21 protein-coding genes are annotated in these 25,563 nt (G+C 60.9%); 13 read left to right on the top strand and 8 right to left on the bottom strand.

Going from position 1 to position 25,563, the window contains the following annotated elements; all coding sequences use genetic code 11:
* Positions 1-329 precede the first annotated feature (329 nt).
* Both ABEG21_RS22535 and ABEG21_RS22530 read left to right on the top strand, forming a co-directional pair.
* Positions 330-3,392, top strand: a complete 3,063-nt coding sequence (locus ABEG21_RS22535) for a hypothetical protein (protein WP_347558794.1) — start codon at positions 330-332, stop codon at positions 3,390-3,392.
* Positions 3,393-3,578: 186 nt separating this feature from the next.
* Positions 3,579-4,598, top strand: a complete 1,020-nt coding sequence (locus tag ABEG21_RS22530; protein WP_347558793.1) for an aliphatic sulfonate ABC transporter substrate-binding protein — start codon at positions 3,579-3,581, stop codon at positions 4,596-4,598.
* A 59-nt stretch (positions 4,599-4,657) separates the two neighbouring features.
* Here ABEG21_RS22530 and ABEG21_RS22525 read toward each other — a convergent pair whose 3' ends face one another.
* The 3 genes from ABEG21_RS22525 to argE all read right to left on the bottom strand — a co-directional run bounded on the left by ABEG21_RS22525 (position 4,658) and on the right by argE (position 10,119).
* Positions 4,658-4,795 carry a hypothetical protein gene (locus ABEG21_RS22525; protein ID WP_347558792.1) on the bottom strand — a complete coding sequence of 46 codons (138 nt, stop codon included), beginning with the start codon at positions 4,793-4,795 and terminating at the stop codon, positions 4,658-4,660.
* Between the two features lie 476 nt (positions 4,796-5,271).
* Positions 5,272-8,478, bottom strand: coding sequence for an EAL domain-containing protein (locus ABEG21_RS22520; protein WP_347558791.1), 3,207 nt, complete (start codon positions 8,476-8,478; stop codon positions 5,272-5,274).
* Between the two features lie 399 nt (positions 8,479-8,877).
* Entirely contained in the window at positions 8,878-10,119 is a 1,242-nt protein-coding gene (gene argE / locus ABEG21_RS22515; RefSeq protein ID WP_347558790.1) for an acetylornithine deacetylase, read from the bottom strand.
* Between the two features lie 314 nt (positions 10,120-10,433).
* Between argE and ABEG21_RS22510 the strand changes: the two genes are divergently transcribed.
* Entirely contained in the window at positions 10,434-10,805 is a 372-nt protein-coding gene (locus ABEG21_RS22510) for a response regulator (RefSeq protein ID WP_347558789.1), read from the top strand.
* 45 nt (positions 10,806-10,850) lie between these two features.
* Here ABEG21_RS22510 and ABEG21_RS22505 read toward each other — a convergent pair whose 3' ends face one another.
* Complete coding sequence (locus ABEG21_RS22505; RefSeq protein ID WP_347558788.1) at positions 10,851-11,180, bottom strand: hypothetical protein; 330 nt, start codon at positions 11,178-11,180, stop codon at positions 10,851-10,853.
* Between ABEG21_RS22505 and ABEG21_RS22500 the strand changes: the two genes are divergently transcribed.
* The 8 genes from ABEG21_RS22500 (at position 11,179) to ABEG21_RS22465 (ending at position 20,624) form a co-directional block, all read left to right on the top strand.
* Complete coding sequence (locus tag ABEG21_RS22500; RefSeq protein ID WP_347558787.1) at positions 11,179-12,474, top strand: MFS family transporter; 1,296 nt, start codon at positions 11,179-11,181, stop codon at positions 12,472-12,474. The two genes, ABEG21_RS22505 and ABEG21_RS22500, sit on opposite strands and share 2 nt — an antisense overlap.
* A 151-nt stretch (positions 12,475-12,625) precedes the next feature.
* Positions 12,626-13,711: an alanine racemase gene (alr, locus tag ABEG21_RS22495; protein ID WP_347558786.1), complete on the top strand. Its 1,086-nt coding sequence runs from the start codon at positions 12,626-12,628 to the stop codon at positions 13,709-13,711.
* A gap of 138 nt (positions 13,712-13,849) precedes the next feature.
* Positions 13,850-14,872, top strand: a complete 1,023-nt coding sequence (locus ABEG21_RS22490) for a sugar kinase (protein WP_347558785.1) — start codon at positions 13,850-13,852, stop codon at positions 14,870-14,872.
* Positions 14,873-14,945: 73 nt separating this feature from the next.
* On the top strand, positions 14,946-16,211 hold the full coding sequence (locus ABEG21_RS22485; protein ID WP_347559066.1) for an MFS transporter: 1,266 nt from the start codon (positions 14,946-14,948) through the stop codon (positions 16,209-16,211).
* Positions 16,212-16,214: 3 nt separating this feature from the next.
* Positions 16,215-17,231 (top strand): D-glycerate dehydrogenase, encoded by a 1,017-nt coding sequence (locus tag ABEG21_RS22480; RefSeq protein ID WP_347558784.1) that lies wholly within the window; start codon positions 16,215-16,217, stop codon positions 17,229-17,231.
* Complete coding sequence (locus ABEG21_RS22475; protein WP_347558783.1) at positions 17,228-18,352, top strand: LacI family DNA-binding transcriptional regulator; 1,125 nt, start codon at positions 17,228-17,230, stop codon at positions 18,350-18,352. The genes ABEG21_RS22480 and ABEG21_RS22475 overlap by 4 nt, the downstream gene beginning before the upstream one ends.
* A gap of 271 nt (positions 18,353-18,623) precedes the next feature.
* Complete coding sequence (locus ABEG21_RS22470) at positions 18,624-19,907, top strand: DUF445 domain-containing protein (RefSeq protein WP_347558782.1); 1,284 nt, start codon at positions 18,624-18,626, stop codon at positions 19,905-19,907.
* 189 nt (positions 19,908-20,096) lie between these two features.
* Positions 20,097-20,624 carry a hypothetical protein gene (locus ABEG21_RS22465; RefSeq protein WP_347558781.1) on the top strand — a complete coding sequence of 176 codons (528 nt, stop codon included), beginning with the start codon at positions 20,097-20,099 and terminating at the stop codon, positions 20,622-20,624.
* Positions 20,625-20,807: 183 nt separating this feature from the next.
* On the opposite strand, the gene ABEG21_RS22460 is transcribed toward ABEG21_RS22465, so the two are convergent.
* Together ABEG21_RS22460 and ABEG21_RS22455 are read right to left on the bottom strand one after the other, a co-directional pair.
* A complete protein-coding gene (locus ABEG21_RS22460) occupies positions 20,808-21,023 on the bottom strand; it encodes an RNA-binding S4 domain-containing protein (RefSeq protein WP_347558780.1) in 216 nt (71 codons plus the stop codon).
* 198 nt (positions 21,024-21,221) lie between these two features.
* Positions 21,222-21,395, bottom strand: a complete 174-nt coding sequence (locus ABEG21_RS22455) for a hypothetical protein (RefSeq protein ID WP_347558779.1) — start codon at positions 21,393-21,395, stop codon at positions 21,222-21,224.
* 539 nt (positions 21,396-21,934) lie between these two features.
* Between ABEG21_RS22455 and ABEG21_RS22450 the strand changes: the two genes are divergently transcribed.
* Positions 21,935-23,116, top strand: coding sequence for a metallophosphoesterase (locus ABEG21_RS22450; RefSeq protein WP_347558778.1), 1,182 nt, complete (start codon positions 21,935-21,937; stop codon positions 23,114-23,116).
* Here the strand turns inward: ABEG21_RS22450 and ABEG21_RS22445 are convergent.
* Entirely contained in the window at positions 23,113-23,487 is a 375-nt protein-coding gene (locus ABEG21_RS22445) for a hypothetical protein (RefSeq protein WP_347558777.1), read from the bottom strand. The genes ABEG21_RS22450 and ABEG21_RS22445 overlap by 4 nt on opposite strands.
* Before the next feature lie 319 nt (positions 23,488-23,806).
* Between ABEG21_RS22445 and ABEG21_RS22440 the strand changes: the two genes are divergently transcribed.
* Positions 23,807-24,223, top strand: coding sequence for a hypothetical protein (locus tag ABEG21_RS22440; protein ID WP_347558776.1), 417 nt, complete (start codon positions 23,807-23,809; stop codon positions 24,221-24,223).
* Positions 24,224-24,359: 136 nt separating this feature from the next.
* Here the strand turns inward: ABEG21_RS22440 and pcaF are convergent, their stop codons facing one another.
* Positions 24,360-25,562, bottom strand: coding sequence for a 3-oxoadipyl-CoA thiolase (pcaF, locus tag ABEG21_RS22435; protein ID WP_347558775.1), 1,203 nt, complete (start codon positions 25,560-25,562; stop codon positions 24,360-24,362).
* Between the last annotated feature and the right edge of the window lies 1 nt (position 25,563).

Raw genomic sequence — 25,563 nt, 5'->3', positions numbered from 1 at the left:
GTGAGACGTAATTTAAGAAGCGCTATCCCATTGAAAATAAAACCATTTTCGCAAGCCTCGCCTACGGATAACCCCGAATATACGCCCTATCGAAGCGCTGTAAAAATCCCAACCCATGCATCTCACATTCGACACACGCAGGCCAAGCGCGTTGTTCGAAGAGAGATTGAATTATTTTGGGAGGTGCGATGAGGGGTCTATCGGCTTTAACGGCACGGCGGTTGGCAAGTACTACGCAAGATGATGCGATAGGCGATCGCCCCCTACCTCGACGTGCAGAAAGCAGCGCTTCGACTCACAGCCCGCGAACGTCCTCACCATTGCAGGACATGCTCCCGAAGTTCAAACGCGCCGCGCGTAACCTCGACGGGGGCGCGCATTTCACGGTTGTCTCTAAAACCACCGACGCCTGGGAAAAGATCAGAGGCTCCCGTCCTTTCGCGAGGACCCGACATAACACCAGCGGCTTGCAGCTGATCAAGACGGCAGACCGCACCCTTCTCATCGCCCCGCTCGCCACTGAACGCAGCGCAGACGACGATCGCACGGCCAGGCCTGATACGTCATTCGTCGTGTTGGAACGCTTCAAGGAAGGTCCCAAAAAAAGCAAGACAAAGGAGACGCTATTCCATCCGGTGCGGACCGATCTGTCGGCTGACAAGTCCGTGTCGCTCTATCGTCGCGAGGATGGGAAATGGGCTGTCTACGGAGCGAAGTCGACAACGACCAACCCCGCCGCTTGGCTTACGGCAGACGATGCCAGTCGACTGAGCGCGCTTCGGCCCGACGGCAGCATCTGTAAAGTAGGAAACCGTGAGTTATGCGGCGTCACGTTGCATTCGGGATATGACCTGAAGACGCATCAAAAGCAGGCGGTAATAGAACGCGAACGCACACCGAATGGGATTCGCTACCGATTGCTCGATGGCAACCTCAAACCGGGCGCCGACGTCGCGCCAATCGATGGCTCTCCCGCGGAAGAGCGCTTTGTAAGCGAACTTCTCGATCGCGTGGCCGCGAACCACCGCTGGCCAGACGCGCAGACGCGCACCCTCGCGCAGCATGCTGCTTTAACAGCATTTCACGCAGGCGCCGGTGTCGCGGACGCTGCCGCGTTATCCGAATTGATGCTGTTGAGCGCGCGAACAGACCTGGGTGACAACGCAACGGCCGCCTATGGCCAAGCGGCCGCGATTGCCGGCACGCTGCTCGCGCAAGGCCAGCCCTTCGATCAGGTCCGAAGTGCCACGATCGACCTGCTCCGCACTGCGGAATGGCTGCAAGCTGGCGCCCCTGAAACGCCCGCGTCGGGTGAAACAGCAGATATCGCCGATGCAATAAGCGACATCCGTGAAGCGCCGCGCTCCACGCGAAGCGGTGCGACGTCCGAGCCGAGTGCTACCGTCAACGCGGAGGAGGCCGCGCGCTACGCACTTCGTACCGCACTACGCACGGCACAGGAAGCGAATTTCGACGGCTACGCCGACGCTTTAGTGCAGACGCGCTCGGCCGACCGGCATGGTCAGGGACCGCAGATGTCCGCGCTCCATGCGCTTGCACGCGAGTACTTTGTCGAAAAAGTGACTGACGTGGGCACATTGCGCGCGGTGGCACAACGTGCTGCCGGCAGCGGTATCGCAAAAATGCAGGATCACGCCGCCACATTGGGCCGGGAAGCGGCAGCGCTGGACAAGGACATTGCGGATACGCGCGACCTGCTGGCGCAGGCTGAACGCGCAGGCGCGACGCCCCCACTCGACACATCCGGCTTCTCCACCGCAGCCCGACGTACCAGCGCCGAAATATCTCAAAATACAGGATGGACGTCGCGTCTGTTTGGATGGGGTACAGGCCGCGCCGCCACAACGTCCTCCACGCCGCGTCCCACTGCGGCAAGTGAGCGGACTGTTGGACGACGCGATGACGCTTCGTCGCTGCGCGACACATCGCCTGCCCCAATACACTCCACCGGGGATGTGGCCGCATTACGTGCCACGCTTCGCACGCAAACTGACCAAGCTGCGCTGCTGCATGCGCGCGCCCACGATCTCTCGACGCAGGTCGAGCGGATCACTCGCACACTGGGTCCAGGCGTCGACGCAATGGTCGCCGCGCTAATCGACGCACACGGCCAAACGCCTGGCAATCAGTCCGCCGCGCTCAGCGCCTCAACCGCCGCATGGCGGGCTGTGGCAGAGGGTGCAGACGCGGCAAACACCGCACAAGCCGCCAGTACCGCCCATCTCGCCCGATTGGCCGGCGGCGACGACGACGCGGCTCAAACAGTTGGCGCACGCATGGCCTCGCTCTGTAATGACGGCATCGCAGATCCGGGCACCGACGCAGCGCGCGCACATCAACTTAGCTTGGTGCAATCGGCTATCCACGGCGAAGCGCCGTGGACCGAAGCCAGCGCGAACAATGCAATGCTGAACGCGGTTGCCGCGCTACCCTCGCTGGTATCGGCGGAAGACGTGGGCAAGAAAAATCGCACCGATACCGCGGCCATCTTGAAAGCCAGCGCGCCCGCGCCGACGGCAGCCGATACCCTCGTCCTTGCGACAGGCGCCGCGCCGATGTTCCATCGGGTAAAGCCGCCCGCGGCACCCAAGGTTGCGCTCTCGGAGAGCGAAGCGAGCGGTATCCCCGAGCGTTATGAAGCTATCGCGACGCGCTTCGACCCAAGCAAAGGTGCCCCAGTCGATGGGCTGAATCACGCCAAGGTGAGAACCGTCACGGACGCAGGCTTCCAAAACCCCACGGGCGTGGGCGCAACGCACTACATGATCGAATTGGCAGGTTCGAAGGGCCGACAGTGGGTCGATTTCGCATGGTCGGCGAATATGAATCAGCTGTACGGCGAGGTGTCGGTCAAACCGACGCGCCACGCAACATCCGCGCCCACGGCAGCCGGCAACAATCCATCCGCCGACGACGACCATGACGTCGGCGCCGAGGTGAAAGTCGTCGTTGCCTTCAATGGGTTCTCCGCAAAGTGGGAGTCCTTTGCAAAGCGAACGAGCGATCTGAAGACGCGCACCGATGCCGCGATGCACGAGATCGATCAGTTGGTCACGTCACGGGATTCGTCGTTGAGCTGGCGCAATCTGTCGTATTCGGGAGCGGACAGCGGGCATCTCGATAATATCGTGCCGCAATTCAAGATACGCATCGAAGAAGAGATACGTCTGTTTGCGCAAGGTCGCCACTCGCAGCCGCTCTTCAAAGATAACTTGTCGAAGCTGTTTATCGAACTGGCGCAATCGATCGAATCGGACCGATCGCGTAAAAAATCGATTACCCGACATCAGATCGATTCGACTGTACGGGTAGTGGCCGCGGTCGCCGTCGGCGGAGGCATTGGCGGTGCCCGCCTCGGCGCCGTCTTCTGATCGTGCTGCTCATGCGCCGCACGTGTAGGCTGGGACATTACCTAATCCGCTTTTCCTGCAATCGATATTCAGATTGATCATTAGGACGTTGAGGACCGGCTCGATACTATTCGAAGCTGGCTCACTTTCCGTCCTCCTTCGATGAAACTGAATACGCGCTTCGCCCACACCGTTGATCAGAAGCCAATGCTTAAGCCGATCCTGCGACGCGCTTCTGCCTCGTTGCTAGGCGTAATCCTTAGTGCCGTTATCGCAGTAAGTTCCACGACGACCGCTTACGCGCAGTCATCGGGTAGCGATAACGTCACGCTGCGGATCGGGTATCAGAAATCATCGACCTTGATGGCGATCTTGAAAGCACGCGGGACGCTTGACCAAGCGCTGGCGCCCTTGCATGTGAAGATCGAGTGGGCAGAGTTCGCAAGCGGATTGCCGCTAACGGAAGCGCTGAATGCGAGTGCGTTGGACGTGACGGCCGATATTGCCGACACCGTGCCGATTTTCGCTCAGGCGGCGAATTCGCATTTCGTCTATATCGCGCAGGAGTCACCGTCCCCTTCGGCACAGGCGGTGATCGTCCACCGTGACGATCCGATTCATTCGCTGGCGGATCTGAAGGGCAAGCGCATTGCCGTAACGAAGGCTGCGGGTTGCCACTATCTGCTGCTTGCGGCGCTTGCCCAAGCCAAGCTGACCCCGGCGGACGTGCAAATCGCGTATCTCGCGCCGGCAGACGCACGTGCTGCATTCGAGCGCAATAGCGTCGATGCGTGGTTCACCTGGGATCCGTATGTGGCATCGGTCGAGAAAGCGCCGAACGCACGCATCCTGGTTCGCGGCGATGGCATTGCGTCGTATCAGCGGTACTACCTGGCGTCGACGTCATTTGCGCAGGCACATCCCGATATTTTGAACGTCGTCTACAAGCAGTTAAGTGCGGCCGGGACTTGGACGAAGGCCCATCCGCAAGAAGCGGCAAAGATTCTCGCACCTGTCTGGGGTCTCGATGCGGAGACGGTCGAGCGTGCGAATGCGCGTCGTAGCTATGCAGTGCGGCCGGTCCTCGCGAAGAATTTCGGCGAACAGCAGGCGATTGCCGATGTGTTCTATAAAGCGAAGCTGCTGCCCAAGCCGATCGATACGCACAAGGCATTAGTGTGGGATTTCGACAAGCGCGCCGCGGTGGTCGAAGGCGATAGTCATTGAGTAAAGATAGTCTGCCGAGACAGACGTGCTTGGCAGCAACCTTCGTGGCTAAGCAGGCGTTACACCACGTCGACAATCGCCTCAGCGACCGGCGCAGGCCAGAGCGTGTCGAAATCGCGCATCTGCGCTTCGCTGATCAGTCCGGCTTCCAGTAGCGCGATTAAATCGGCGCGCAGGGTTCGAATGCTTTCATTCATAGCGGTGTCGCCTCTAGCAACCCGCGCGCGTCCGGCGTCCGGGCAAAAAAAAAGCCCGCCTGGGCCGAAATACTGACTAACCGGCGAAGGCGGGGGTGTTGGCAATGATCATTAATATGGTCATGACCGGAGCGGCAATCGTCGCTGCGACGAGTGCGCCGGTAACAATGGGTGTCGACATGGCAAACCTCCTACTGCGCTATTGCTGAACACCAACGTCATGTCAGTGCATAGGCAAATAATAGCCTATTGTAAGGCTTAGAGCAATAGGCGGCGTTTATTACATGCCATAGCAGTAGACCTTGCAATTCATCGGAAATCGTTACCGATTTCGTCACAAATGCCACGAAAACAACCGTATAACAAGGGTTTAGGCGCCTTACCCAGCCACGCCCACCACGTTAAAACAAAAGTGTTTTGCTAAAAATGATAGGCGACGCGTGGCCAAAAAACGCCAGTTTGAATAAATTACAACCTTACAACGAAGGGCTGCTAGCGGCACCCGGCATCGGGCCGTCCATCAGATGCAGTCGCGCGTTCGTTCCTCGTATACGACTGATTTCGGCATCGATGACTTTTTCGAACGGCTCGGGCGCGTGGATGTGATAGCCCTGGAAGAAGTCGACTTCCATCTGCCGCAATAGCGTGAGCGTCGCGGCGTTCTCGACGGATTCGGCCACGGTACGGGCGCCTAGATCGCGTGTGATTTGGTGGATCGATTTGACAATATTGCGGTCCACAGCGTTCTCGATCATGTTCACCACGAAGCCGCCATCGATCTTGACCAGATCCACCGGAAAATTACGCAGATAGCCAAACGAACTCATCCCGATGCCGAAGTCGTCCAGCGCGACATGGACCCCCGCCCCCCGCAACGCATTGATCGCGACAGAGGCCGAGGCGAGATTGCGCATCAGCGCCGTCTCGGTAATCTCGAAGGTCAACGACGCCGCGGGGACGCCCGATGCGGCAATGGCTTTCAAGGCATCGCCGACAAAATCCGGGTCGTTCAGCGAGTTGGCCGACATATTGATATGTACCGCGCATAGCGCACCCGACGCCATCGCCCGCTGAAGCTCGCCCAGCGCCGTCGTCAGCGCCCAGCGATCGATATGTACCATCAGGTCATAGCGCTCGGCGGCGGGAATAAACACCGACGTCGGAATGGGCGTGCCGTCCCGGTCGAACATGCGTGCGAGCAACTCCCAACGCGGCGCGGAACGCGCATCCCGTGGTAACACCTTCTGCGCGTAGAGGGAGATGCGCTGTTCGCTGATCGCCTCGGTAATGCCCGCCGCCAGCACGATCTTACGGTGCCAATCGGCGGCATCGCTTTGGCCGCCACGGTAGACGCTCACCATATTGCGCCCGTTGTCCTTGGCCGAATAACAGGCGGCGTCGGCCTCGGTCAGCAAGGCGTTCGGCGATTCCGCGTGCCGATCGATCGCGGTGAGCCCGACGCTCGCTCCCACACTATACGTGCGGCCGTCCCAAACGAATTGCAGCGCGTTGACGGCGGCAATCAACTTGTCGAGCACCACCTTCGCCTCGTCGATCGTGCAGTCGTGCAGGATCACGCCTAATTCGTCGCCACCAAGCCGACCGACAAAGTCCGTCGCGCGCAATTGCGCCGGCACCAATTGGCCGATCTGCTTCAGCAGCATGTCGCCGGCACGGTGACCGGCGGTGTCGTTGACGATCTTGAAGCGGTCGAGATCGATAAAAGCCAACGCGCTTTGCCGATCCGAGAGCTGAACGTCCAGCAGCGCCTGCTCCAAGGCATCGCCGAACGCCGTGCGATTCGGCAAGCCGGTCAAGGCATCGTGGCTGGCGTTGTATGCGAGCTTGCGCTGCAATTCGCGCGATTCACTGACGTCGCGCATCACCAGCACCGCCCCGATCACGGCACCCTCGGCGGTTCGAACCGCCGAGGCATTGCACGCCACTTCGCGCCGCCAGCCATTTCGGTCGATCAGCACACCGCCGATGCTGACATGCGAGGCGCGCGGGGTGCCCAGCGCGCGCCGCACCGCGTCCTTGACCGGCTGGCCGGTATCGGGATCGCGCAGCGAAAATATCGCAGCGATCGGCAGCGTAAGCGCCTCGCTGTTCTGCCAGCCGGTAATGGCCTCGGCGGCCGGGTTGACGAACTGCACCATGCCGTCGTTGTTCGTCGTGATCACGCCGTCCGCAATCGATGCCAACGTCACGCGCAGATGCTCGTTCTGTTCGCTCAGCAGTTGCTGCGTCTGCATCCGCTCGGTGACGTCCTGCACCTGCGCGACGAAGAAGCGCGGACTTCCGCGCTCGGTACGCGCCAGCGTGATCGTCACCATGACGTCCACCTGGCGCCCATCGGGATGCGTGAAACAGCGTTCGATCACGTACGATTCGGTCCGCCCTTGCTCCAGCGCCGCGAGACCCGCTTCGTCGTTATGCCAAAATTGCGGGCCCAATAGATCATGCAAGCGGTCGCCCAATAAGCGTTCTTCAGCCACGCCCAGCATCGCGCTCAACGCCGGATTGACATACGAGACGTAGCGGTTCAATTCGACGAGCGCACTGCCCACGGACGCGCTGCTCAATGCGGCGCGGAACAACGATTCGTTGCGCACCGCCGCCAGATTCGCCAGACGACCATGTTCATAGACGCGTCGGAACATCATCGCGAGACCGACGATGCACAGCGTCAAAGCCAAGTCGAGCAAGACGAGCAACTGCGCACGATCGCGCCAGGCGCCATACACCTGGTTCACCGACTGCCCCATCGCCAGCACCAGCGGCAGGCCGTCGACGCTGTGATACACGTACAGACGATCTATTCCGTCCATTCTGGAGCGGGATTCAAGATAACCGTGCTTGGCCTTGGAGAACGACTGCCAGAGATCGGCACCCGCCGTATCGGCGTTGATCGCCCCAGCATTATCAGGCCGGCGCGCTAGCACCACACCGTCGGTGCGCAGTAAGGCGGCGGCGCCCTCCTCATTGATCGGCAACAGCGAAAACGCCAAATCGAAAACGCTTTTGGGAATCGAGGCGAACACTACGCCGGCAAAACTCCCGTCGGCGTTCGACAAGCGTCGGCTCAGACAGATGTAATACTTATTGTCGCGCTGACCCTGCAGCACGTGGCTTACATAGGCCTGCTCCGTCGCATCCCGGTCCGAACCGGGCGGATTCGGCAACTTATCGCGTTGGACCGTAAAGAAATCCTGTTTCGCCACATTGGCCCGCCGTAGCGGCCCCGCGCGCGAATCTAGCACGACATTGCCGTCGGCATCGGCGACCATCAACGAGCTGGCATGCCGCAGCCCGTCGCCCTGCTGAAACAGTGCAAGCAGATGCCCGGTCGGCCCGATTACCGTGTTGGACCGCGCGGAACTTGCTGGAACAATCGGAGTGACGCTCGAATCGGCGTTTGGACTAACGCCCGACACATTGCGTGCGCCGTCTGCGCGCAATGGCGTACTTTCAGGCACCGCCGGCGTTGGCGCGTCCTTATACAGCGTGCGCGCGGCGGCTTGCAGCGATGTGTCGACAACGGCAAGACGCGCGCCCAGATCCGCCGACAGCGTCTGGTTGGCATTGGCGAGCAATGCCAACGCGCGGTCGCGGGCGTCGTGGCGTTCACGCAGCAGCGTATAGGCAAAAATCGCATTCATCGCGACGGCCAAGGCAACCATCCCCCAAATCAGATGCCTTGCGGCGGTTCGGGGGGCGGATGTCTTCTCCATCTGCTCTACGGCAAGCGATTCGTGACCGGGCTGCGACGCGCGGGAATGCTTGGCGTCGTTTGGGCTGATCAGCAAGGCTTATTCGAATTGGCGAGAATGAGGCAGAAATCGAGCGCGCTGGCGCCGCCATCGAATACCGATGAAGGCGCCGGGATAAGGTGCTCGGGGGAGCAAATCTCGAACAAGACTAGCTTGCCTAAGGCTCAGTCTCAAGCTCTATAGAGAAATGTTTCAAACTGACACATTCCCTCGCTTCGTCAGCGATGCCTTTCTCGAATTCGAGGCAAAATTTCCCGGATAATCAGGTGCTTCAGTGCAGTGAAAGGCGTTTTTTTCCGCTCTGATTTTTTATTGCACGAGGCTTTGCAACAGGCGTCCGAGAAATACCTCGCAGGCGACAATCTGTTCGAGCGCGACATATTCGTCGGCACGGTGTGCTTGCTGAATGTTGCCCGGGCCGCAAATAACGGTGGGAATGCCGGCCAGTGCAAATTGACCGCCCTCGGTGGCATAAGCCACCTTGCGGACGACGTCGTCGCGGGCCAGGGCACGGACCAACGTCGTCACCGCCGCTTGCTCGGCCGCATCGAGCGCCGGCGCACCGGCGGTCCGCATCAATTCGATGGCCGCATCGGGGTGATCGCGCTTCATTCGCGGCAACAGCTCGCTGTCGATGTAGGCCCGGATACGCGCTTCGATCGCGGCGGCATCGACGCCCGGCAAATTGCGGTATTCGAACTGAAATTCGCACTCGGCCGGGACGGTGTTGATGGCGTTACCGCCGCGGATTAAGCTGGTCTGGCCCGTGCTGAAGGGGACATCGAAGTCTTCGTCGAACGGCCCCTTGGCGCGGAATTCGTCCACCATGTCTCGGATGTAGCAGATCAAGCGCGCCGCGTGTTCGATCGCATTGGCACCGCGTGGCGTCAACGACGAATGGGCCGCCTGCCCATGCACCTGGCAGCGGAACGTGTTGATCCCCTTGTGCGCGACGACGACACGCATCTCCGTCGGTTCACCGACGATACATCCGGACGGTTTTACCCCGCGCGCCGCGAGGTCCGCCAGCAGCACCGGCGCACCCAGGCAGCCCACCTCTTCGTCATACGTAAAGGACAAATGCACCGGCTGCTTGAGCGGCTGCGCCGCGAAGTTCGGCAACTGCGACATCACGGTGCCGATAAAGCCCTTCATGTCCGCGGTGCCGCGCCCGTACAGCAAGCCGTCGCGGATCTCGGGCTTGAACGGGTCCGACTGCCATTGCTGGCCGTCCACGGGCACGACGTCGGTATGCCCGGACAGCACGATGCCACCGTCCACCTCACCATTCGCCGCCGGCAAGGTCGCGAACAAATTGGCTTTTTTCCCCGTGCGGTCGTAGGTCAGCACCGGCGCCCTGCCCGTGATCCGCTGAACGGCGTCGCGGATGGTTTCGATCAGTCCGAGATTGGATTCCCTACTGGTCGTGTCCATTCGTACCAGCTGTTCGATCCAATCCAGCGATTGCGGACGAGCGGAGGACGCTGCAGCGCTAGCCGCGCCGGATCCGGTTCGAGACGAAGCAAGCGATTCGGAAAAGAGGGTGGTCATGGATTCGATCAAGAAAACGGGGTTTTTGCGGTCACAACCGCGCGCAGCGCCCCGCTGCGCGGCGGGTGCCTCGGCGTGAAACACACATTAAGAATTTGTCACAAAATTGAGACGTTACGCGAAAAAGTCGTCCCGCGCTGCACAATCCACCGCCACGCGGGGCCTGGACGCCTACAATGGCGCCGCCGCTCGTCCAAGTCGACGAATGGGGGCACGCGGCGAAACGACGCGATCGCTATAATCGAATTTTGTCCGCGCCGCGGGAGCAATTCAAGAGCATGAACACTGCAAGGCCGCTCGATCGAGGCACGATCGTGCTGATCGAGGACGACGCGCCCACGCGCGAAGCATTATCGACGCTACTGTCCGACCTGGGCGCCACGGTTCTCGCCGTCGCCGACGCCGAAGACGGTTGCGCCACCGCCATCGAAGCGCTGCCGGACGCCGTCATCTGCGACATCGTCCTGCCGGGCATGGATGGTTTCTATCTGATCCAATCATTGCGCGAGCATGAGATAAGGCACAACGTGCAACCGGCGGTCGCTATCGCGCTGACCGGCCATGACGACGAGGTGCACCGGCTGCGAAGTTTCGCGGAAGGTTTCCAGCACTTTCTGACCAAGCCCGCCGATATCGACGCGCTCGTCGCCGTCCTCACTGACGCCATTCGGCGCCGCTCCCGCTAAGTTCGCCTCTTCCGCTGTCGCATCCCTCGCCGTGTGATGTCAACATCACGCGGCGTGGCATTCCCGGCCGCGCGACATCGGCACTTCATCGCTATTTTCTTGGCCGATACCCCGGTCATATCGAATAGTATCTCCGGGTTTTCCCTTGCTTTTTACTAATCGATTGGTTTCGCCTCCCCAATTACTTTCGTGTGGTTTACCATGCGCGTCAGCTTCGTAAGACGCGTTATGGTTTCGCATTCGCTCGGCCTTGACCAACAATAAAAAGACGAAGACGACGAATGCAACCGAACCGTTATTCGCTGCATTCGACGCACAGGGAAAGCGGCAGTTTATAAGCGGTGACAGCACGCCGCGCATTTGGAGGCAGTACATGACGCAGCACATTGATCGCACCGCACCGCGCGACCGTAAGCATCGGATTTATGCAATCGTCGGTGCTTCTTCGGGGAATCTGGTCGAGTGGTTCGATTTTTACGTTTATTCCTTCTGTTCTATTTATTTCGCGGCGTCGTTTTTTCCAAAAGGCGATGCGACGACGCAGTTATTGAATACGGCCGGCGTATTTGCCGCCGGCTTTCTAATGCGGCCGATCGGCGGCTGGTTCTTCGGTCGTATTGCCGATAAGTTCGGACGCCGTCGCGCCATGCTGATTTCGATCAGCATGATGTGCGGCGGATCGCTCGTGATCGCCTGCCTCCCGACCTATGCCACGATCGGCGCCGCGGCGCCGTTCCTGCTGTTGATGGCGCGCCTGTTCCAAGGCCTGTCCGTCGGCGGCGAATATGGCACCAATGCCACGTATATGAGCGAAGTGGCCATCCGCGGCGAGCGCGGCTTCCTCAGTTCCTTCCAATACGTGACCTTGATCGGCGGCCAATTGCTGGCGGTGCTGGTGATCGTGATCCTGCAGGCGCTGCTCAGCGATACGGAATTGCGCGCCTGGGGCTGGCGCATTCCGTTCTTTATCGGCGCCCTGTCTGCTGTGGTGTCGCTGTTCTTGCGCCGCTCGCTGACGGAAACGGCGTCCGAGGAAACACGGCAACGCAAGGATGCCGGCACGTTGTCCGCACTGATGAAGCACCGCGGCGTATTCATCACCGTTATCGGCTATACCGCCGGCGGCTCGCTGATTTTCTATACGTTCACCACGTATATGCAGAAGTACCTGGTGAACACAGCGCATATGTCGGCGAAGACGTCGAGCACGATCATGACCGGCGCGCTTTTCGTGTATATGATCTTGCAACCGGTGTTCGGTGCGCTATCCGATCGGATCGGTCGCCGTAACTCGATGATCGCTTTCGGCGTGTTGGCCACCGTCTGCACCTACCCCTTGTTGACGGCCCTCGGCAATGTCACCAGCCCGTGGGCCGCATTCGGCCTGATCGTGGCCGCCTTGGCGATCGTCAGCCTGTACACCTCGATCAGCGGCCTGATCAAAGCGGAAGTCTTCCCGCCGGAAGTGCGCGCCTTGGGCGTGGGCCTGTCCTATGCGATCGCCAACGCAGTATTCGGCGGCTCGGCCGAGTACGTGGCGCTGTGGATGAAGCAGGCCGGCAACGAGCAGATGTTCTATGTCTACGTCTGCGTGATGATGGCGATCGGGTTGCTCTTCTCCTGGCGTATCCCGAAACGCGGGGAAGGCTATCTGGAAAACGTCGATTAAGCGCGGCGTCCCGCTTTGCCTGCGTCGACACCCCGTTGACGACGCACTTATTCCCGAAATTCCGGTGAATAAAAGTAACTTTTGCGGGGCGTTCTTCGTTACGATCCGGTGACTCGCTGTTCGACTGTCACTCCCGGATTGGAGACCCGCCTTGCCCCGCCCTATCGTTGCCCGTATCCATACGCACGCTCTCGCCCATAACCTCGCGGTCGCGCGCGCCTGCGCGCCGCGCAGTCGCGTGTGGGCCGTCGTCAAGGCGAACGCCTATGGACACGATATTGCCCATGCCTTCCCTGGCTTGAAACAAGCCGACGGCATCGCGCTGCTGGATATGGACGAGGCGGTACGGTTGCGCGAATTGGGATGGACCGGCCCGATTCTGCTTCTCGAAGGCATCTTCGAGATGCGGGACTGGGAGGTCGTCGAGGCCTATGGGCTGACGACGGCGATTCATCACGAAGATCATTTGCGGATGTTGGCCGAGCGTCGTCCGACGCAGCCGCTGCCGATCTATCTGAAGATGAACAGCGGTATGAACCGACTCGGTTTCACCCCCGACGCGTATCGCGACGCTTACGCACGCGCACGCGACACGTCCGCTATCGGCCCAATCACGCTGATGACGCACTTCGCCACCGCCGACGGACCACAGGGCGTTTCGGCGCAAATGACGGTCTTCGACCAAACGGCGAACGGCTTGCCCGGCGAACGCTCGCTCAGCAATTCGGCGGCAACGCTATGGCATGCGAACGCCCACGGTGATTGGGTACGGCCCGGCATCATGCTCTACGGCGCCGCGCCCAGCGGCATCGCCGCCGATACGGCAGGTCGCCTGAAGCCGGCCATGTCGCTAGTAAGTCGCCTGTTGTCGGTGCAGACGCTGCGGCCCGGCGATACGCTCGGCTATGGCGCGACGTTCACTGCCAAGGGCGCGATGCGGATCGGCGTCGTTGCCTGCGGTTATGCCGACGGCTATCCGCGCACGGCCCCCGAAGGCACGCCGGTCGTCGTCGATGGCGTGCGCACGCGGGTGGTGGGCCGGGTGTCGATGGATATGCTGACCGTCGATCTGACACCCTGCCCGAACGCCGGCGTAGGTGCTGCGGTCGAACTGTGGGGCACGCAGCTGCCAATCGACGACGTGGCGCAAGCGTGCGGCACGATCGGCTATGAATTGATGACGGCCGTCACCGCGCGCGTGGCCCGCGTCTCCGACGATACTTCCCCCACCGTATAATCCTGGTCTCACGCCGATGAACGCGAAGCGCATCGGGCGCTTCCGCTCTATCATGTAAGCGAATACAGGGATTTCCCGAATACACTGCATGAGCAATTGCCTGGACAATCAACAGGAACCGATTCCATTCCCTCTCTTATGTCATCCGTACCTTCCACGACTCCCCTGCACAACGCGCCGATCGACTTTCTGACCTATGGCGAGGCCATGACGCTATTTGTCGCCGAAACGCCGGGCGACCTGGCGCTGGTCGAGCGCTTTTCGCGCCGAATCGCGGGGGCAGACCTGAATGTCGCGATCGGCCTGTCCCGTCTGGGCTATCGCGTGGGCTATCTGAGCCGCGTGGGGAACGACTCCTTCGGCCGTCATGTCTTGGCGACGCTGGCACAAGAAAACATCGACGCCAGCCATGTCACCGTCGACGATCGCTATCGCACCGGCTTTCAGTTGAAGGAGAAGGCCCAGCGCGGTGCCGATCCGATCACCGAATACTTCCGGAAAGGATCGGCCGCGAGTCATTTAAGCGAGGACGATTTTGATATCGCTTACATCGATCGCGCCAAAGCCTTGCATCTGACCGGCATCGCACCGGCCATCTCGGAAAGCTCGCGGGCATTGGCGTTCAAGCTGGCCCGGCACTTCCGCGCGGCCGGCAAGCCGATTTCCTTCGATCCGAATCTGCGACCGTCGCTGTGGCCATCGCAGCAGGTCATGATCGACACCTTGAATCAGCTTGCTGATCTCGCCGACTGGGTGCTCCCTGGCCTCGGTGAAGGCACGCTGTTGACCGGCGCCGAGACGCCGGAGGGCATCGCCGATTTCTATTTGAAGCGCGGCGCGAAGGGCGTGGTCGTGAAATTAGGCGAGACTGGCGCGTTTTATGCGTGTGCCGATGGAACACAAGGCCGCGTGGCTGCCACCCCGGTGGCCGAAGTGATCGACACCGTTGGGGCCGGCGACGGCTTTGCGGTAGGCGTCATCAGTGCGCTTGCCGCCGGCAAGACCGCGCGCGAGGCGGCAACACGAGGCGCGCGGATCGGCGCCCTGCAGGTGCAGGTGGTAGGAGATAGCGAAGGGCTTCCCACCACGGACCAGTTGACGCAACTCGAGCGCGACGCGTCGGCACAGGAGACCCAAAATGCAATCGCCTCAATCGAGTGATTCGGATCAGAAGCCGACGCTAGCGCGGCAGGACACCCGTGGTGCCTTGGCGCCGCGCCGTTGGTGGTTGTTGATGCCGGTGATTTTCATCACCTACAGCCTCGCGTATCTGGACCGTGCCAACTACGGCTTTGCATCGGCTGCCGGCATCGAGAAAGACCTGCATATCACGCCGGGCATTTCGTCCTTGCTGGGCGCCCTGTTTTTTCTGGGTTATTTCTTCTTCCAAGTGCCCGGCGCGATGTATGCCGAACGGCGCAGCGTAAAGCGGCTGGTCTTTGCGAGCCTGATCGCCTGGGGCATTCTGGCCGCCGCCACCGGAATGGTCGACAACGTCGCCATCTTGATGGCGATCCGCTTTTTGCTCGGCGTCGTCGAAGCTGCCGTGATGCCGGCCATGCTGATCTTCATTAGCAATTGGTACACGAGTCGCGAACGCTCGCGGGCGAATACCTATCTGATTCTGGGTAATCCGGTCACCATTTTGTGGATGTCGGTCGTGTCCGGTTATCTGGTGAACAGCCTCGGCTGGCGCACGATGTTTATCGCCGAAGGGGTACCGGCCGTAATCTGGGCCTTCCTCTGGTGGATGATCGTCCAGGACAAACCGCGCGACGCGAAATGGATCTCCGACGCCGATAAGCAGCGCCTCGAAGAGACGTTAGCTGCCGAACAAGCCAATCTGAAGCCGGTCCGGAACTATGCCGAAGCATTGCGATCACGCCCGGTGATCGTACTGTCGCTGCTGTATTTCTGCTGGAGCATCGGCGTCTACGGCTTCGTCCTGTGGTTGCCGTCGATTCTTAAAAACGGCGCGCACGTGGGCCTGGTCGCCACCGGCTGGTTGTCGTCGCTGCCCTATCTCGCCGCCGCGCTATCGATGGTCACGCTGGCTTGGTGGTCCGATCGGACACGGGCGCGCCTGCGCTTTGTCTGGCCTTCGTTGCTGGTGGGAGCGATCGCTTTCGCGGCATCGTATGCGGTAGGACAGCACGTCTTCTGGATTTCGTATGCGCTGCTCGTCGTCGCGGGCGCCGCGATGTACGCGCCGTATGGCCTGTTCTTCGCGATCGTGCCGGAGTTGCTGCCCAAGAACGTGGCGGGCGGTGCGATGGCCTTGATTAACGGCATGGGCGCGCTCGGTTCCTTCGTCGGGTCCTATGCGGTTGGCGCGTTGAACGGCGCCACCGGCAACCCCGCTGCGTCCTATGCCTTTATGGCAGGCGCATTATTGATTGCCGTCGGCTTGACGTTCGCCGTTTCCGGACCCCGCACCGCCGCCGCTGCAAAAGCCGGCTCGGATGACGCATTGAAGCATTCTTCTAGGCACTTTTCCTGATCCATGACCACTTCTTCCAGCAAGCCCCGCGTTGTCGTTTATAAACCGTTGCCGGATGCGGCAATGACCAAACTGGCCTCGCACTTCGAGCTGCTCCATGTCGATACCGGCGGTGCCGATGGCGCCGCGGCATTGAAGGCCGCCCTCGTCGATGCCGATGGCGCGATTGGATCCAGCGTCACGATCGATGCCGATGCGGTATCGGGTGCGCATCGCCTCAAGGTTCTCTCGACGGTATCGGTCGGCATCGACAAGTTCGATGTCGCGGACCTCACCGCACGCGGCATCATCCTGACGCATACGCCCAATGTGCTGACCGAGACGACGGCCGACCTCGTGTTCGCCTTGCTGATCGGCGCAGCACGGCGCGTCACGGAGCTCTCCGATTATGTGCGCAGCGGCGCATGGGAAAAATCCGGCCGTGGCATCGGGCCCGCGCAGTTCGCATTCGACGTGCATCACAAGACGCTCGGCGTCATCGGCTTTGGCCGTATTGGTCAGGCAGTGGCGAAGCGCGGCGCGCTCGGTTTCGGCATGAAGGTGCTCTATACGAGCCCCCGGCATGCACACGACGCCGAACGCGCCATCGGGGCCGAACGCGTGTCGCTCGACGAACTGCTCGAGAAATCCGATTTCGTCTGCCTGCAAGCGCCCTTGACGGAAAAGACGCGGCATATGATGGGCGCGGAACAGTTTGCAAAAATGAAACGCGGCGCGATTATCGTCAATGGCGGCCGCGGTCCGCTGATCGATGAAGCGGCCCTGGCCGAGGCGCTGCGCTCCGGGCATCTCGGTGGCGCCGGCCTCGATGTCTTCGATCAGGAACCGCTGCCGGCGAGTGCGCCGCTGCTGACCTTCCCGAATGTGCTGGCGCTGCCGCACGCCGGCTCCGCCACCCAGGAAACGCGCGATGCGATGGCGATGGATGCAGTCGAAAACCTGATCTCGGTATTGGTCTCGGGACCGCCGCTGAACGTGGCGAATCCCGACGTCCTGACCTCGTCGGCAGTGGCGCGATGAGTGCGCCCACGATCAGCGACGTCGCCAAGTCCGCCGGCGTCGGCAAGACCAGTGTCTCGCGCTTTCTGAACGGCGAGACGGCAGCCCTGTCGCCCCCCTTGCGCGCGCGCATCGAGAATGCGATTGCATCGTTGAACTATCGCCCCAATCAGATGGCGCGCGGACTGAAACGCGGTCGCACTCGCTTGGTCGGCGTACTGCTGGCGGATTTGCAGAATCCCTTCTCGGTGGCGCTGATACAGGGCATCGAAGCGGCCTGCCGTGAGTGCGGACTGATGCCGATGATCTGCAATGCCGGCAATGAAGTCGAGCTCGAAAACCGCTTTCTCGATCTGCTGCGGACTTATCGCGCGGAGGGTTTGCTGGTGAATCCGGTCGGCTTGCCCGAATCCGCGCTGCGCAACGTCGTCGAAGGCGATATCCCGGTGGTGTTGATGGATCGGAAGGTCGAGGGCATCGCCTGCGACAGCGTCGGTCTCGACAATGTGTCGGCATCCAAGATGTTGGTGACGCACCTTGCCGCGTCGGGGTTTCAGTCGGTCGCTTTCGTCAGTGAAGCCTGGTCCTCGATCAGCTCCCGTCGAGAACGCGAATCGGCCGTGCTGGCGGAGGCGCGTCTGAACGGCATGTCGGTATCGTCGCTCGTGGTCGACCGCGAGGACGAGCAAAGCATCGCCCGGATCATCGACCAGATGCGCGAGTCCGCCACGCGCGTTCGGACGGCGCTCGTCGCCGCTAACGGGCAGACGATGCTCGCACTGGCACTGGAACTCGCCCGCCGCCGCGACGTGGGTTTGCCAGGCAGCGATGCGCCGGTCGCGTATCGCGGCGCCGATGCCCCGCTCGGACGCCTTGGCTTGGCATCGTTCGACGACCCGGACTGGGCGGCGATGATGACGCCTGGCATCACGACGCTGCGTCAACCGACTTTCGATATCGGTGCGCGCGCGCTCTACTTGCTGAACGATCGCCTCGACACCCATGCGCAGGCCGTCCGCGAGAAAGCGTCTGGCCGCGGCAATGCCGCCTCCTCGCCCGCGGACACGCCGCGCAATATGTCGTTTGAAGCCGAACTGATCGTGCGTTCTTCCACCCACGCGGCTTTCGCTCTGGCAGGGTAAATTAGAGGGAAGCCCTCTGGCTGTCCGGCCGAGGGCTGCAAGCGACACGCCGTTCGGTCAGACTGGCCGAATCGGCCCGGCTCCCTTACGATACGGCCGCGGCTTGGCGAAGCGCGTTATAACCCATTCATTATCTTTCTACGTAGAAAGTGACGTCATTTCGCATAATGCGACTTGTCGGCTCGGGATCACGACATCGGCGATCGCTGATTTTGTCGCGTCCCCGATCGACGAAGGCGTCCTGTTCGTATCGACCTAAGACTCTGCCTTGATGCCAGTATTGCCCGAAAACGACCAAAAACTGAAGACGATGAAGCGCCTGGCCACCAGCTTGTTGGTGGTGGCGGCCGCGCTGCTCGCCTTGTCCAAATATCACCATGACACGGGCGGCTGGGCGTGGCTGAGCGCCTTTGCCGAGGCGTCGATGGTCGGCGCGCTCGCCGACTGGTTCGCCGTGGTGGCCTTGTTCCGCCGGCCATTGGGGCTGCCCATTCCGCATACGGCGATACTGCCGAGCAACAAGCCGCGCGTGGCCGATGCATTGGCGGTCTTCGTCCGCGACAAGTTTCTCGGCACTGAAGCCTTGCTCGCCAAGATTCCGGCCCTCGATCCCGCCGCGGCCCTGGCCGGATGGCTGCGCGAGCCGAAGCAGGCGCAGGTGGCGGCGGACAAGTTATCGGAGGGGATTGCGGTGTTCGTGCGGTCGTTCGACGATACGGCGCTGAAGGAATCGTTGGCTGGCTTGATACGTGAGCGGGCGCGCGACGTCGACGTCAGCGGTGCGGTAGGCCAGCTCCTTGACCTGTTCACCGAAAACCGTCGCCACCAATCGCTGCTGGACGAAGGCATCAAACGGGCTGCGCTGTGGCTCGACGATCCGGCCGTGCAAGCGTATTTCGCGAACCGGATCGTCGCCGTGGCGGGCGAAGAGTACCCGACCTTGATCAGCGCGCTTGGGCTGTTTGGTGTGAAAACGGAGGACGTGGGCGTCAAACTGGCCGGGGCGCTGGTGCGGGGCTTCCATGTCTATCTGCATGAAATAAGCGAGAACCCGGAACACGAGCGCCGCCAGGCCTTCGACGCCGCGGTATTCGGCTTTATCGACAAACTGAAACAGGACGAGGGTTTCCTCGAGCGAATTGACGAAGCCAAGCTGGCGCTGCTCCGCAGCCCTGCGCTATCGGCGCATATCGATCGTGTATGGGAATCGGCGCGCGAGCATCTGCTGCTGGGCCTGACGACACCGGGTTCGTCGTTGCGAGCGGGCCTGACCGACGCACTGGCGACGTTCGGCGACACGCTGTTGTCATCGCGCTCATGGTGCGACGCCTTGAACGCGCAATGCGCGCAGTTTGTGGCGGCGATCGCGCCCGCCTTGCGGGAAACCGTGGCGAATCATATCGCGCAGACGGTGCGCCAATGGGACGATGCGGTGCTGGTCCAGGAAGTGGAGCGCAGTGTGGGGAGCGATCTACAGTACATCCGGATCAACGGCACGATCGTCGGCGGCCTCGCCGGCGTGGCGATTCACGCAGTCACGACGATCTTCGCTTGATTGAATTGCACGGACTGCCCTGCGCATGCCTCAACGCTACGCGCAGCAAGTCAATTTTGAGCCAAGAGCTGAATCCTCGTCTTTGATTCAGCAATCAATCCCGCGATTCAAACGCACGCAATAAAATATAAAAAGAGGACGGGCAAAGCTTCGCGCTATACGGTGCCTTAGTAACTACACAAGGGCACTATGAGCACCGCAACAGGATTTGGTACCCGCGTACACCGCATACATATGGCCCCCGATTTACCGGGTTTCATTGAGCAGCAGCGCGACGGCAAGGGGTACACTCGCGAATTCCTGGGTGTTGAAGTTCAAATTGGCCGATTCTCGCGAGTAGTGCTTTCCGCATTAAACGCCCCCGATCTGGCGGTAGTCACAACGGTGAATGTCCTAGCCAAGCTGCTCGACAAACACAAGCTTATGCGTCGGGTCGTCGCTGGCCTCGCGAATAGCGTTTTGAAGCCTATTGCGATTTACAAGTCAGCCTCCACCTCGGGCAGCATCGTCGTTTTGAGCGCCGAAATTGTTGGGGAGCGCCCGCTTATCGGAAGCTTTGTTCTTAACAAAGCAAGTGCTTCCGGCCGCCAAAACGTCCATTGGATGACAAGCGCCTATCCGAAAGAAAACGACGGAAAATTTGCCCAGTGGGAAAGAGATGGCCTCCTTTTGTGGAAGGCCCACCCAGGAACGTCTTTGCAACAAGAGGCCCGGTAAAAGGCAAAGGGCTGCTCGAAAGCAGCCCTTTAAATTAGTTTGCCCAGGTGCACGGATAAGGGCTAGTCTGTTCCCCGCCGTTATTTGACGCACTCCCTGAGCAACGTCAGCATAACATCCGTAGGGCTTTTGGGCAAATCACCTTCGTGCCATACAGACGAAGTCCCGCGCCGGCGTGGCGATTCACGCAGTCACGACGATCTTCGCTTGATTGAATTGCACGGTCTGCCCTGCGCGGATTTTGCACGTTTTGCGCAGTTCGACTTTACCGTCCACGCGCACCTGCCCTTCTGCTATCAACATCTTGGCAACGCCGCCACTGGGCGCAACGCCGGTGACCTTCAAAAGGTCGTTCAAAGCGATGTGCTCGGTGCTTAGGGCAAACGTAAAGATGTCCATCAATCGATCCTCGGGCGCTCGCTGTTTCCCGGCACGCATTAGCGCGTGATCCGTTCGATAAGACAGCAAAAACGGCCGATGGTGCCCGGGAATGATGAGACGGTCAAGGTGGCGGTGTCGGATGGACAGACGCCGCGATCAATCGATAAGAAAAAACGCGCTTGAATACGCCAGCCGTCATCTAGCGCGACCGACCATTTACTGACGCATCTTCATCCGATCGAAACACATCCGGACCCCTTGATCAGCCGGCACGTTGCGCATGCTGTGCTCGGAAAGGCATTTCTCATAATCCGTCTGCGGCGTGATCGCCTGTGCCATCGCTACCGGGGCGCACAGCATCGCAATGATCAGAAACACGAGGGATTTCATAGCAAGTTCCTTATAAGGTGACTGCCCGATGTGGCAGCCGTCAGTCAACGGTGCGGCAGTGAGGGTGCATGGATACCGCAACCGAGGCCAAGGCTAATACACGGTTGCTAAACCGCAAGACCGACCAAGGGAAGGAAACGGCTTAGAAAACACCGCACGAGAAACCATCCCCTTAAACGGCACTGCATCGCTCGCCTATCGCGCTCTTTGGAGGAGGAAACCAGTCCGAATCTTGCTATTTCTCATCGCGCACTTAGCATCATTCACTTACCGCGAACGAACGCGCGTGGTGCATGCCATGCCGTTGGGCCATACTGCCAGCACATTTGACATCGTTCCTTGCAGCGCAGTGTTTTTTAAACACCGTTAGAATAAAGATCGCGTCCGTTGACTCAACGGACGTCCAACCCGATCGAATCGCAGTTATTCCACTCGGTCGTACCGCTTCCGGCTGGCAGGTTGCCTCGGATTTGTCACGCACCTCGCGTGCAATCAGGGGGGTGATCTGCTGGTCGTCTCTTCTGCCCCACGGGATTTCCATGCGCAGTTTTTTTCTTCGTGTCGTCACCATCGGCGTGCTGCTGCATGCCTACGTCGGCTTCCGTCTGATTCCCGCTCTCCCCGGCAACGCCGCTGCACACACGGCGATGGCGCTATGGCTGGTCTTCTCCTGCTTGATCGTCCCGGTCGGCATGCGTCGACGCGACGGCGGCGCGCAAGGACTGCGCGCATTTGCAACATGGGTCGGCCTGCTGGAAATGGGATTTTTCTCATTTCTACTGACGCTCACGCTTATCCGTGACGTCGTGCTGCTCGTCTACGCGGTCATCGCCGCGATGCCGTTCTCGTTTGCTGCCGCTTTGCAGACCGCGCTGCCGGTGGACGTCGCCGTGCGCACCACCGCCGAGACGGTCATTGCACTGGCGATCCTGATGCTGCTGACGGGTATCTACAATGCGCGGCGGCGTGCCCCGGTGATCGACGTCGAGATCCCGATCGCCAATCTGCCCGCCGCGCTGCACGGTTTCACCATCGCGCAATTGAGCGATATCCACGTCGGCCCGACCATTCGCAAGCGCTATCTGGATCCGATCGTCGATGCGGTCAACGCCCTGAATGCCGATATGGTCGCGATCACCGGCGATATCGTCGACGGCAGCGTGCCGGCGCTGAAGGCGCATACAGCCCCGCTATCACGCTTGAAAGGCAAGCACGGCGTCTATCTGGTCACCGGCAACCACGAGTACTATGCGGGCGCCGACGCCTGGGTGGCCGAGTTCCGGCGTCTGGGTCTGCATGTACTGATGAACGAGCACGTCGTGCTGAAACAAGGCGACGCATCGATGGTGCTGGGTGGCGTGACCGATTTCAGCGCCAGCCATTTCGGCAATATGCACAAGAGCGATCCAGCGAAGGCCATGTCCGGCGCGCCGGCCGACGCGGCGCTCCGCCTGCTGCTCGCCCATCAACCGCGCACCGGCGCCGCGGCGGAAAAAGCGGGTTTCGACGTGCAACTGTCCGGCCATACGCACGGCGGCCAGTTCTTTCCGTGGAATTTCGCTGTACGCGTCCAGCAGCCGTTCACCGCCGGCTTGGTACGCAGCGGCGCCATGTGGATGTATATCAGCAGGGGAACCGGCTATTGGGGCCCGCCGGTGCGATTTGCCGCGCCGTCGGAAATCACGCGCATCCGTCTGGTGCCCGCCCCCATCAAACCTTAAGGCGCGATATAGCCGGCGCTGCCGCTGGCTACCTGATTCTGCAAAGCGGTGTTCGCGCGGAACATCGCACTGTCATTGAGCGGCGCGGTGGTTTCGCCGATCTTCGGTTGCACCGCCGATGCCGGACCCACGATTTTCGCTGTCTCATTATTGATCGGCCCGACCAACGGTGCGGTGCCAGTCGAAATCGCACCGGTGACGTTGTCGCGTATTACCGGAATCGACACGCTACCGGCGTAGGCCGCAAGGAAGGGGATCCCCGCCAATCCCACGGCACACGCCAGGACGCACGCCGCGCGCCGCCCGCGTGCGCGTCCATCGGCACGCTTTACCGAGCCGGTGCCGAAGCTACCATTCCCGCGTCGTTCCATATCGTTGGCCTCGCTGTTCCTATCTGCCCGACATGCCTTCGATGCTACCCCAAAGCCGCAGCCTAGGCCCGGCGATCCCCCGAATGGGATCTACCTCGCCGTTTCCACGCGAACTTCTGTCTCCTGGCCCGAAGTTTGCTTACAAAAAGGCGCTTCACATCGGGGAATATCCCGACACCGCGATTTTTACGCGGCGGGCATGATCGGGGCTGGTCGGGCTCAATAACGTAAAAGAGTGCCCGGATTTACAAAACAGCACAGATGTAACTCAGGTACCACGATACGATGGTGCCGTTGTCAGTAGAAGAAGGAGAATGCAATGAATCGGATTCAGTCGATCCTGTTAGTCACCGCAACCGCGTTTTCGGTCAATTTGGTCTATGCGCAAACGCAGCCAGCAGCCGGCTCTGCCGTGAATAACGGGATTAACAGCTCGTCCGCGCCGGTGCGTATCGTCACGCCGACGACGGATCCGCTCGTACAGAAGCGGAACGATAATGCGCTAGCCAACGAGCAATACCGCTCGAACAAAAAGGCGGCCAAGCAAGAGTACAAGCAAAAGACGAAGACGGACAAAACGACCGCCAAGCAGGATTACAAGCAGAAGGTCCTTGCCGCCAAGACAGACCAGCAGCAGTTCAAGAAGGACGCTGCGTCGCAAGAGAAATCGGCCTTGAACGGCGATACCCCTGCCGCGCCGCTGCAAGCGGTGCCAACGGACGCCGGCTCGAAATAAGCCGATAATCCTGCCGACGCGTCGCCGTCGACACGTTGGCGATCCACGTAATAAAAGAGAGCGGGGCCTGCGCATATCGCAGGCCCCGCTCTCTTTTATGCGTCGCAAGGCGCGCCTTCACCGCGCCCGAGATTGATCAGACGCGCTCGATCGCGATGGCGATGCCTTGGCCCACACCGATGCACATCGTACACAAGGCGTAGCGACCGCCGGTGCGTGCGAGCTGGTGTACCGCCGTGGTCACGAGCCGCGCGCCACTCATGCCCAGGGGATGGCCCAATGCAATCGCGCCGCCTTGCGGATTGACGCGTGCATCGTCATCGGCAATCCCCAGTTCCCGCAGCACGGCCAGACCTTGGCTGGCGAATGCTTCGTTCAATTCGATCAGATCGAATTGCTGCTGCGTCATCTGCAACCGCGCGAGCAGTTTTTGCGTTGCCGGTACCGGACCAATTCCCATCACACGAGGCGCGACGCCCGCGGTCGCCATACCCAGGATCCGCGCGCGCGGCGTGAACCCATATTCCTTCGCGGCGGACGCCGATGCGAGGATCAACGCGGCCGCGCCGTCGTTGACACCCGATGCATTCCCGGCAGTGACGGTGCCGTCGGCGCGCACGATCGGCTTCAATTTTGCGAGCGCTTCCAGGCTGGTTTCGCGCGGATGTTCGTCGCGGTTGACCGCCACCGGATCGCCTTTCTTTTGCGGCACGAACACCGGCACCATCTCGGCGTCGAACCATCCGGCCGCCTGCGCCGCAGCCGCCTTCTGCTGGCTGCGCAATGCAAAGGCATCCTGGTCCGCGCGACTGACCTTGTAGTCGTCGGCGACGTTTTCCGCCGTTTCCGGCATCGCGTCCACACCGTATTGCTGCTTCATCAGCGGGTTCACGAAGCGCCAGCCGATGGTCGTGTCCTCCAAGCCGGCACTGCGCGAAAACGCGCTGGTCGCCTTGCCCATGACGAAGGGCGCGCGACTCATGCTCTCGACACCGCCCGCGATCATGAAGTTCGCCTCGCCGGACCGGATCGCGCGTGCGGCAGTGCCAACGGCATCCATCCCCGAGCCGCACAGGCGATTCATCGTCGTGCCCGGCACCGTCAGCGGCAAGCCGGCCAGCAGCGACGACATGCGCGCGACGTTACGATTGTCCTCGCCGGCCTGATTCGCACAGCCGAAGATCACATCATCGATCGCCGACCAATCGGCATTCGGATAACGCGCGATCAAGGCCTTCAACGGCACGGCGCCGAGATCGTCCGCGCGGATCGACGACAACACGCCACCGTAGCGGCCTACCGGCGTGCGTACTGCATCACAAATAAAGACTTCGCTCATC

Origin of the sequence: Robbsia sp. KACC 23696, from assembly GCF_039852015.1 — a bacterium.
In the GTDB taxonomy this organism is placed as follows: Bacteria; Pseudomonadota; Gammaproteobacteria; order Burkholderiales; family Burkholderiaceae; genus Robbsia.
The sequence above is the reverse complement of the archived record's forward strand: the minus strand, read 5'-3'. Positions and strand labels throughout refer to the sequence as shown.

Bases quoted from the DNA above. Each gene is read 5' to 3' on its own strand.
- ABEG21_RS22535 (WP_347558794.1), top strand. From the start codon at position 330: ATGCTCCCGAAGTTCAAACGCGCCGCGCGTAACCTCGACGGGGGCGCG.
- ABEG21_RS22530 (WP_347558793.1), top strand. From the start codon at position 3,579: ATGCTTAAGCCGATCCTGCGACGCGCTTCTGCCTCGTTGCTAGGCGTA.
- ABEG21_RS22525 (WP_347558792.1), bottom strand. From the start codon at position 4,795: ATGAATGAAAGCATTCGAACCCTGCGCGCCGATTTAATCGCGCTACTG.
- ABEG21_RS22520 (WP_347558791.1), bottom strand. From the start codon at position 8,478: ATGGTTGCCTTGGCCGTCGCGATGAATGCGATTTTTGCCTATACGCTG.
- argE (WP_347558790.1), bottom strand. From the start codon at position 10,119: ATGACCACCCTCTTTTCCGAATCGCTTGCTTCGTCTCGAACCGGATCC.
- ABEG21_RS22500 (WP_347558787.1), top strand. From the start codon at position 11,179: ATGACGCAGCACATTGATCGCACCGCACCGCGCGACCGTAAGCATCGG.
- ABEG21_RS22505 (WP_347558788.1), bottom strand. From the start codon at position 11,180: ATGTACTGCCTCCAAATGCGCGGCGTGCTGTCACCGCTTATAAACTGC.
- ABEG21_RS22490 (WP_347558785.1), top strand. From the start codon at position 13,850: ATGTCATCCGTACCTTCCACGACTCCCCTGCACAACGCGCCGATCGAC.
- ABEG21_RS22485 (WP_347559066.1), top strand. From the start codon at position 14,946: ATGCCGGTGATTTTCATCACCTACAGCCTCGCGTATCTGGACCGTGCC.
- ABEG21_RS22480 (WP_347558784.1), top strand. From the start codon at position 16,215: ATGACCACTTCTTCCAGCAAGCCCCGCGTTGTCGTTTATAAACCGTTG.
- ABEG21_RS22475 (WP_347558783.1), top strand. From the start codon at position 17,228: ATGAGTGCGCCCACGATCAGCGACGTCGCCAAGTCCGCCGGCGTCGGC.
- ABEG21_RS22470 (WP_347558782.1), top strand. From the start codon at position 18,624: ATGCCAGTATTGCCCGAAAACGACCAAAAACTGAAGACGATGAAGCGC.
- ABEG21_RS22465 (WP_347558781.1), top strand. From the start codon at position 20,097: ATGAGCACCGCAACAGGATTTGGTACCCGCGTACACCGCATACATATG.
- ABEG21_RS22460 (WP_347558780.1), bottom strand. From the start codon at position 21,023: ATGGACATCTTTACGTTTGCCCTAAGCACCGAGCACATCGCTTTGAAC.
- ABEG21_RS22455 (WP_347558779.1), bottom strand. From the start codon at position 21,395: ATGAAATCCCTCGTGTTTCTGATCATTGCGATGCTGTGCGCCCCGGTA.
- ABEG21_RS22450 (WP_347558778.1), top strand. From the start codon at position 21,935: ATGCGCAGTTTTTTTCTTCGTGTCGTCACCATCGGCGTGCTGCTGCAT.
- ABEG21_RS22445 (WP_347558777.1), bottom strand. From the start codon at position 23,487: ATGGAACGACGCGGGAATGGTAGCTTCGGCACCGGCTCGGTAAAGCGT.
- ABEG21_RS22440 (WP_347558776.1), top strand. From the start codon at position 23,807: ATGAATCGGATTCAGTCGATCCTGTTAGTCACCGCAACCGCGTTTTCG.
- pcaF (WP_347558775.1), bottom strand. From the start codon at position 25,562: ATGAGCGAAGTCTTTATTTGTGATGCAGTACGCACGCCGGTAGGCCGC.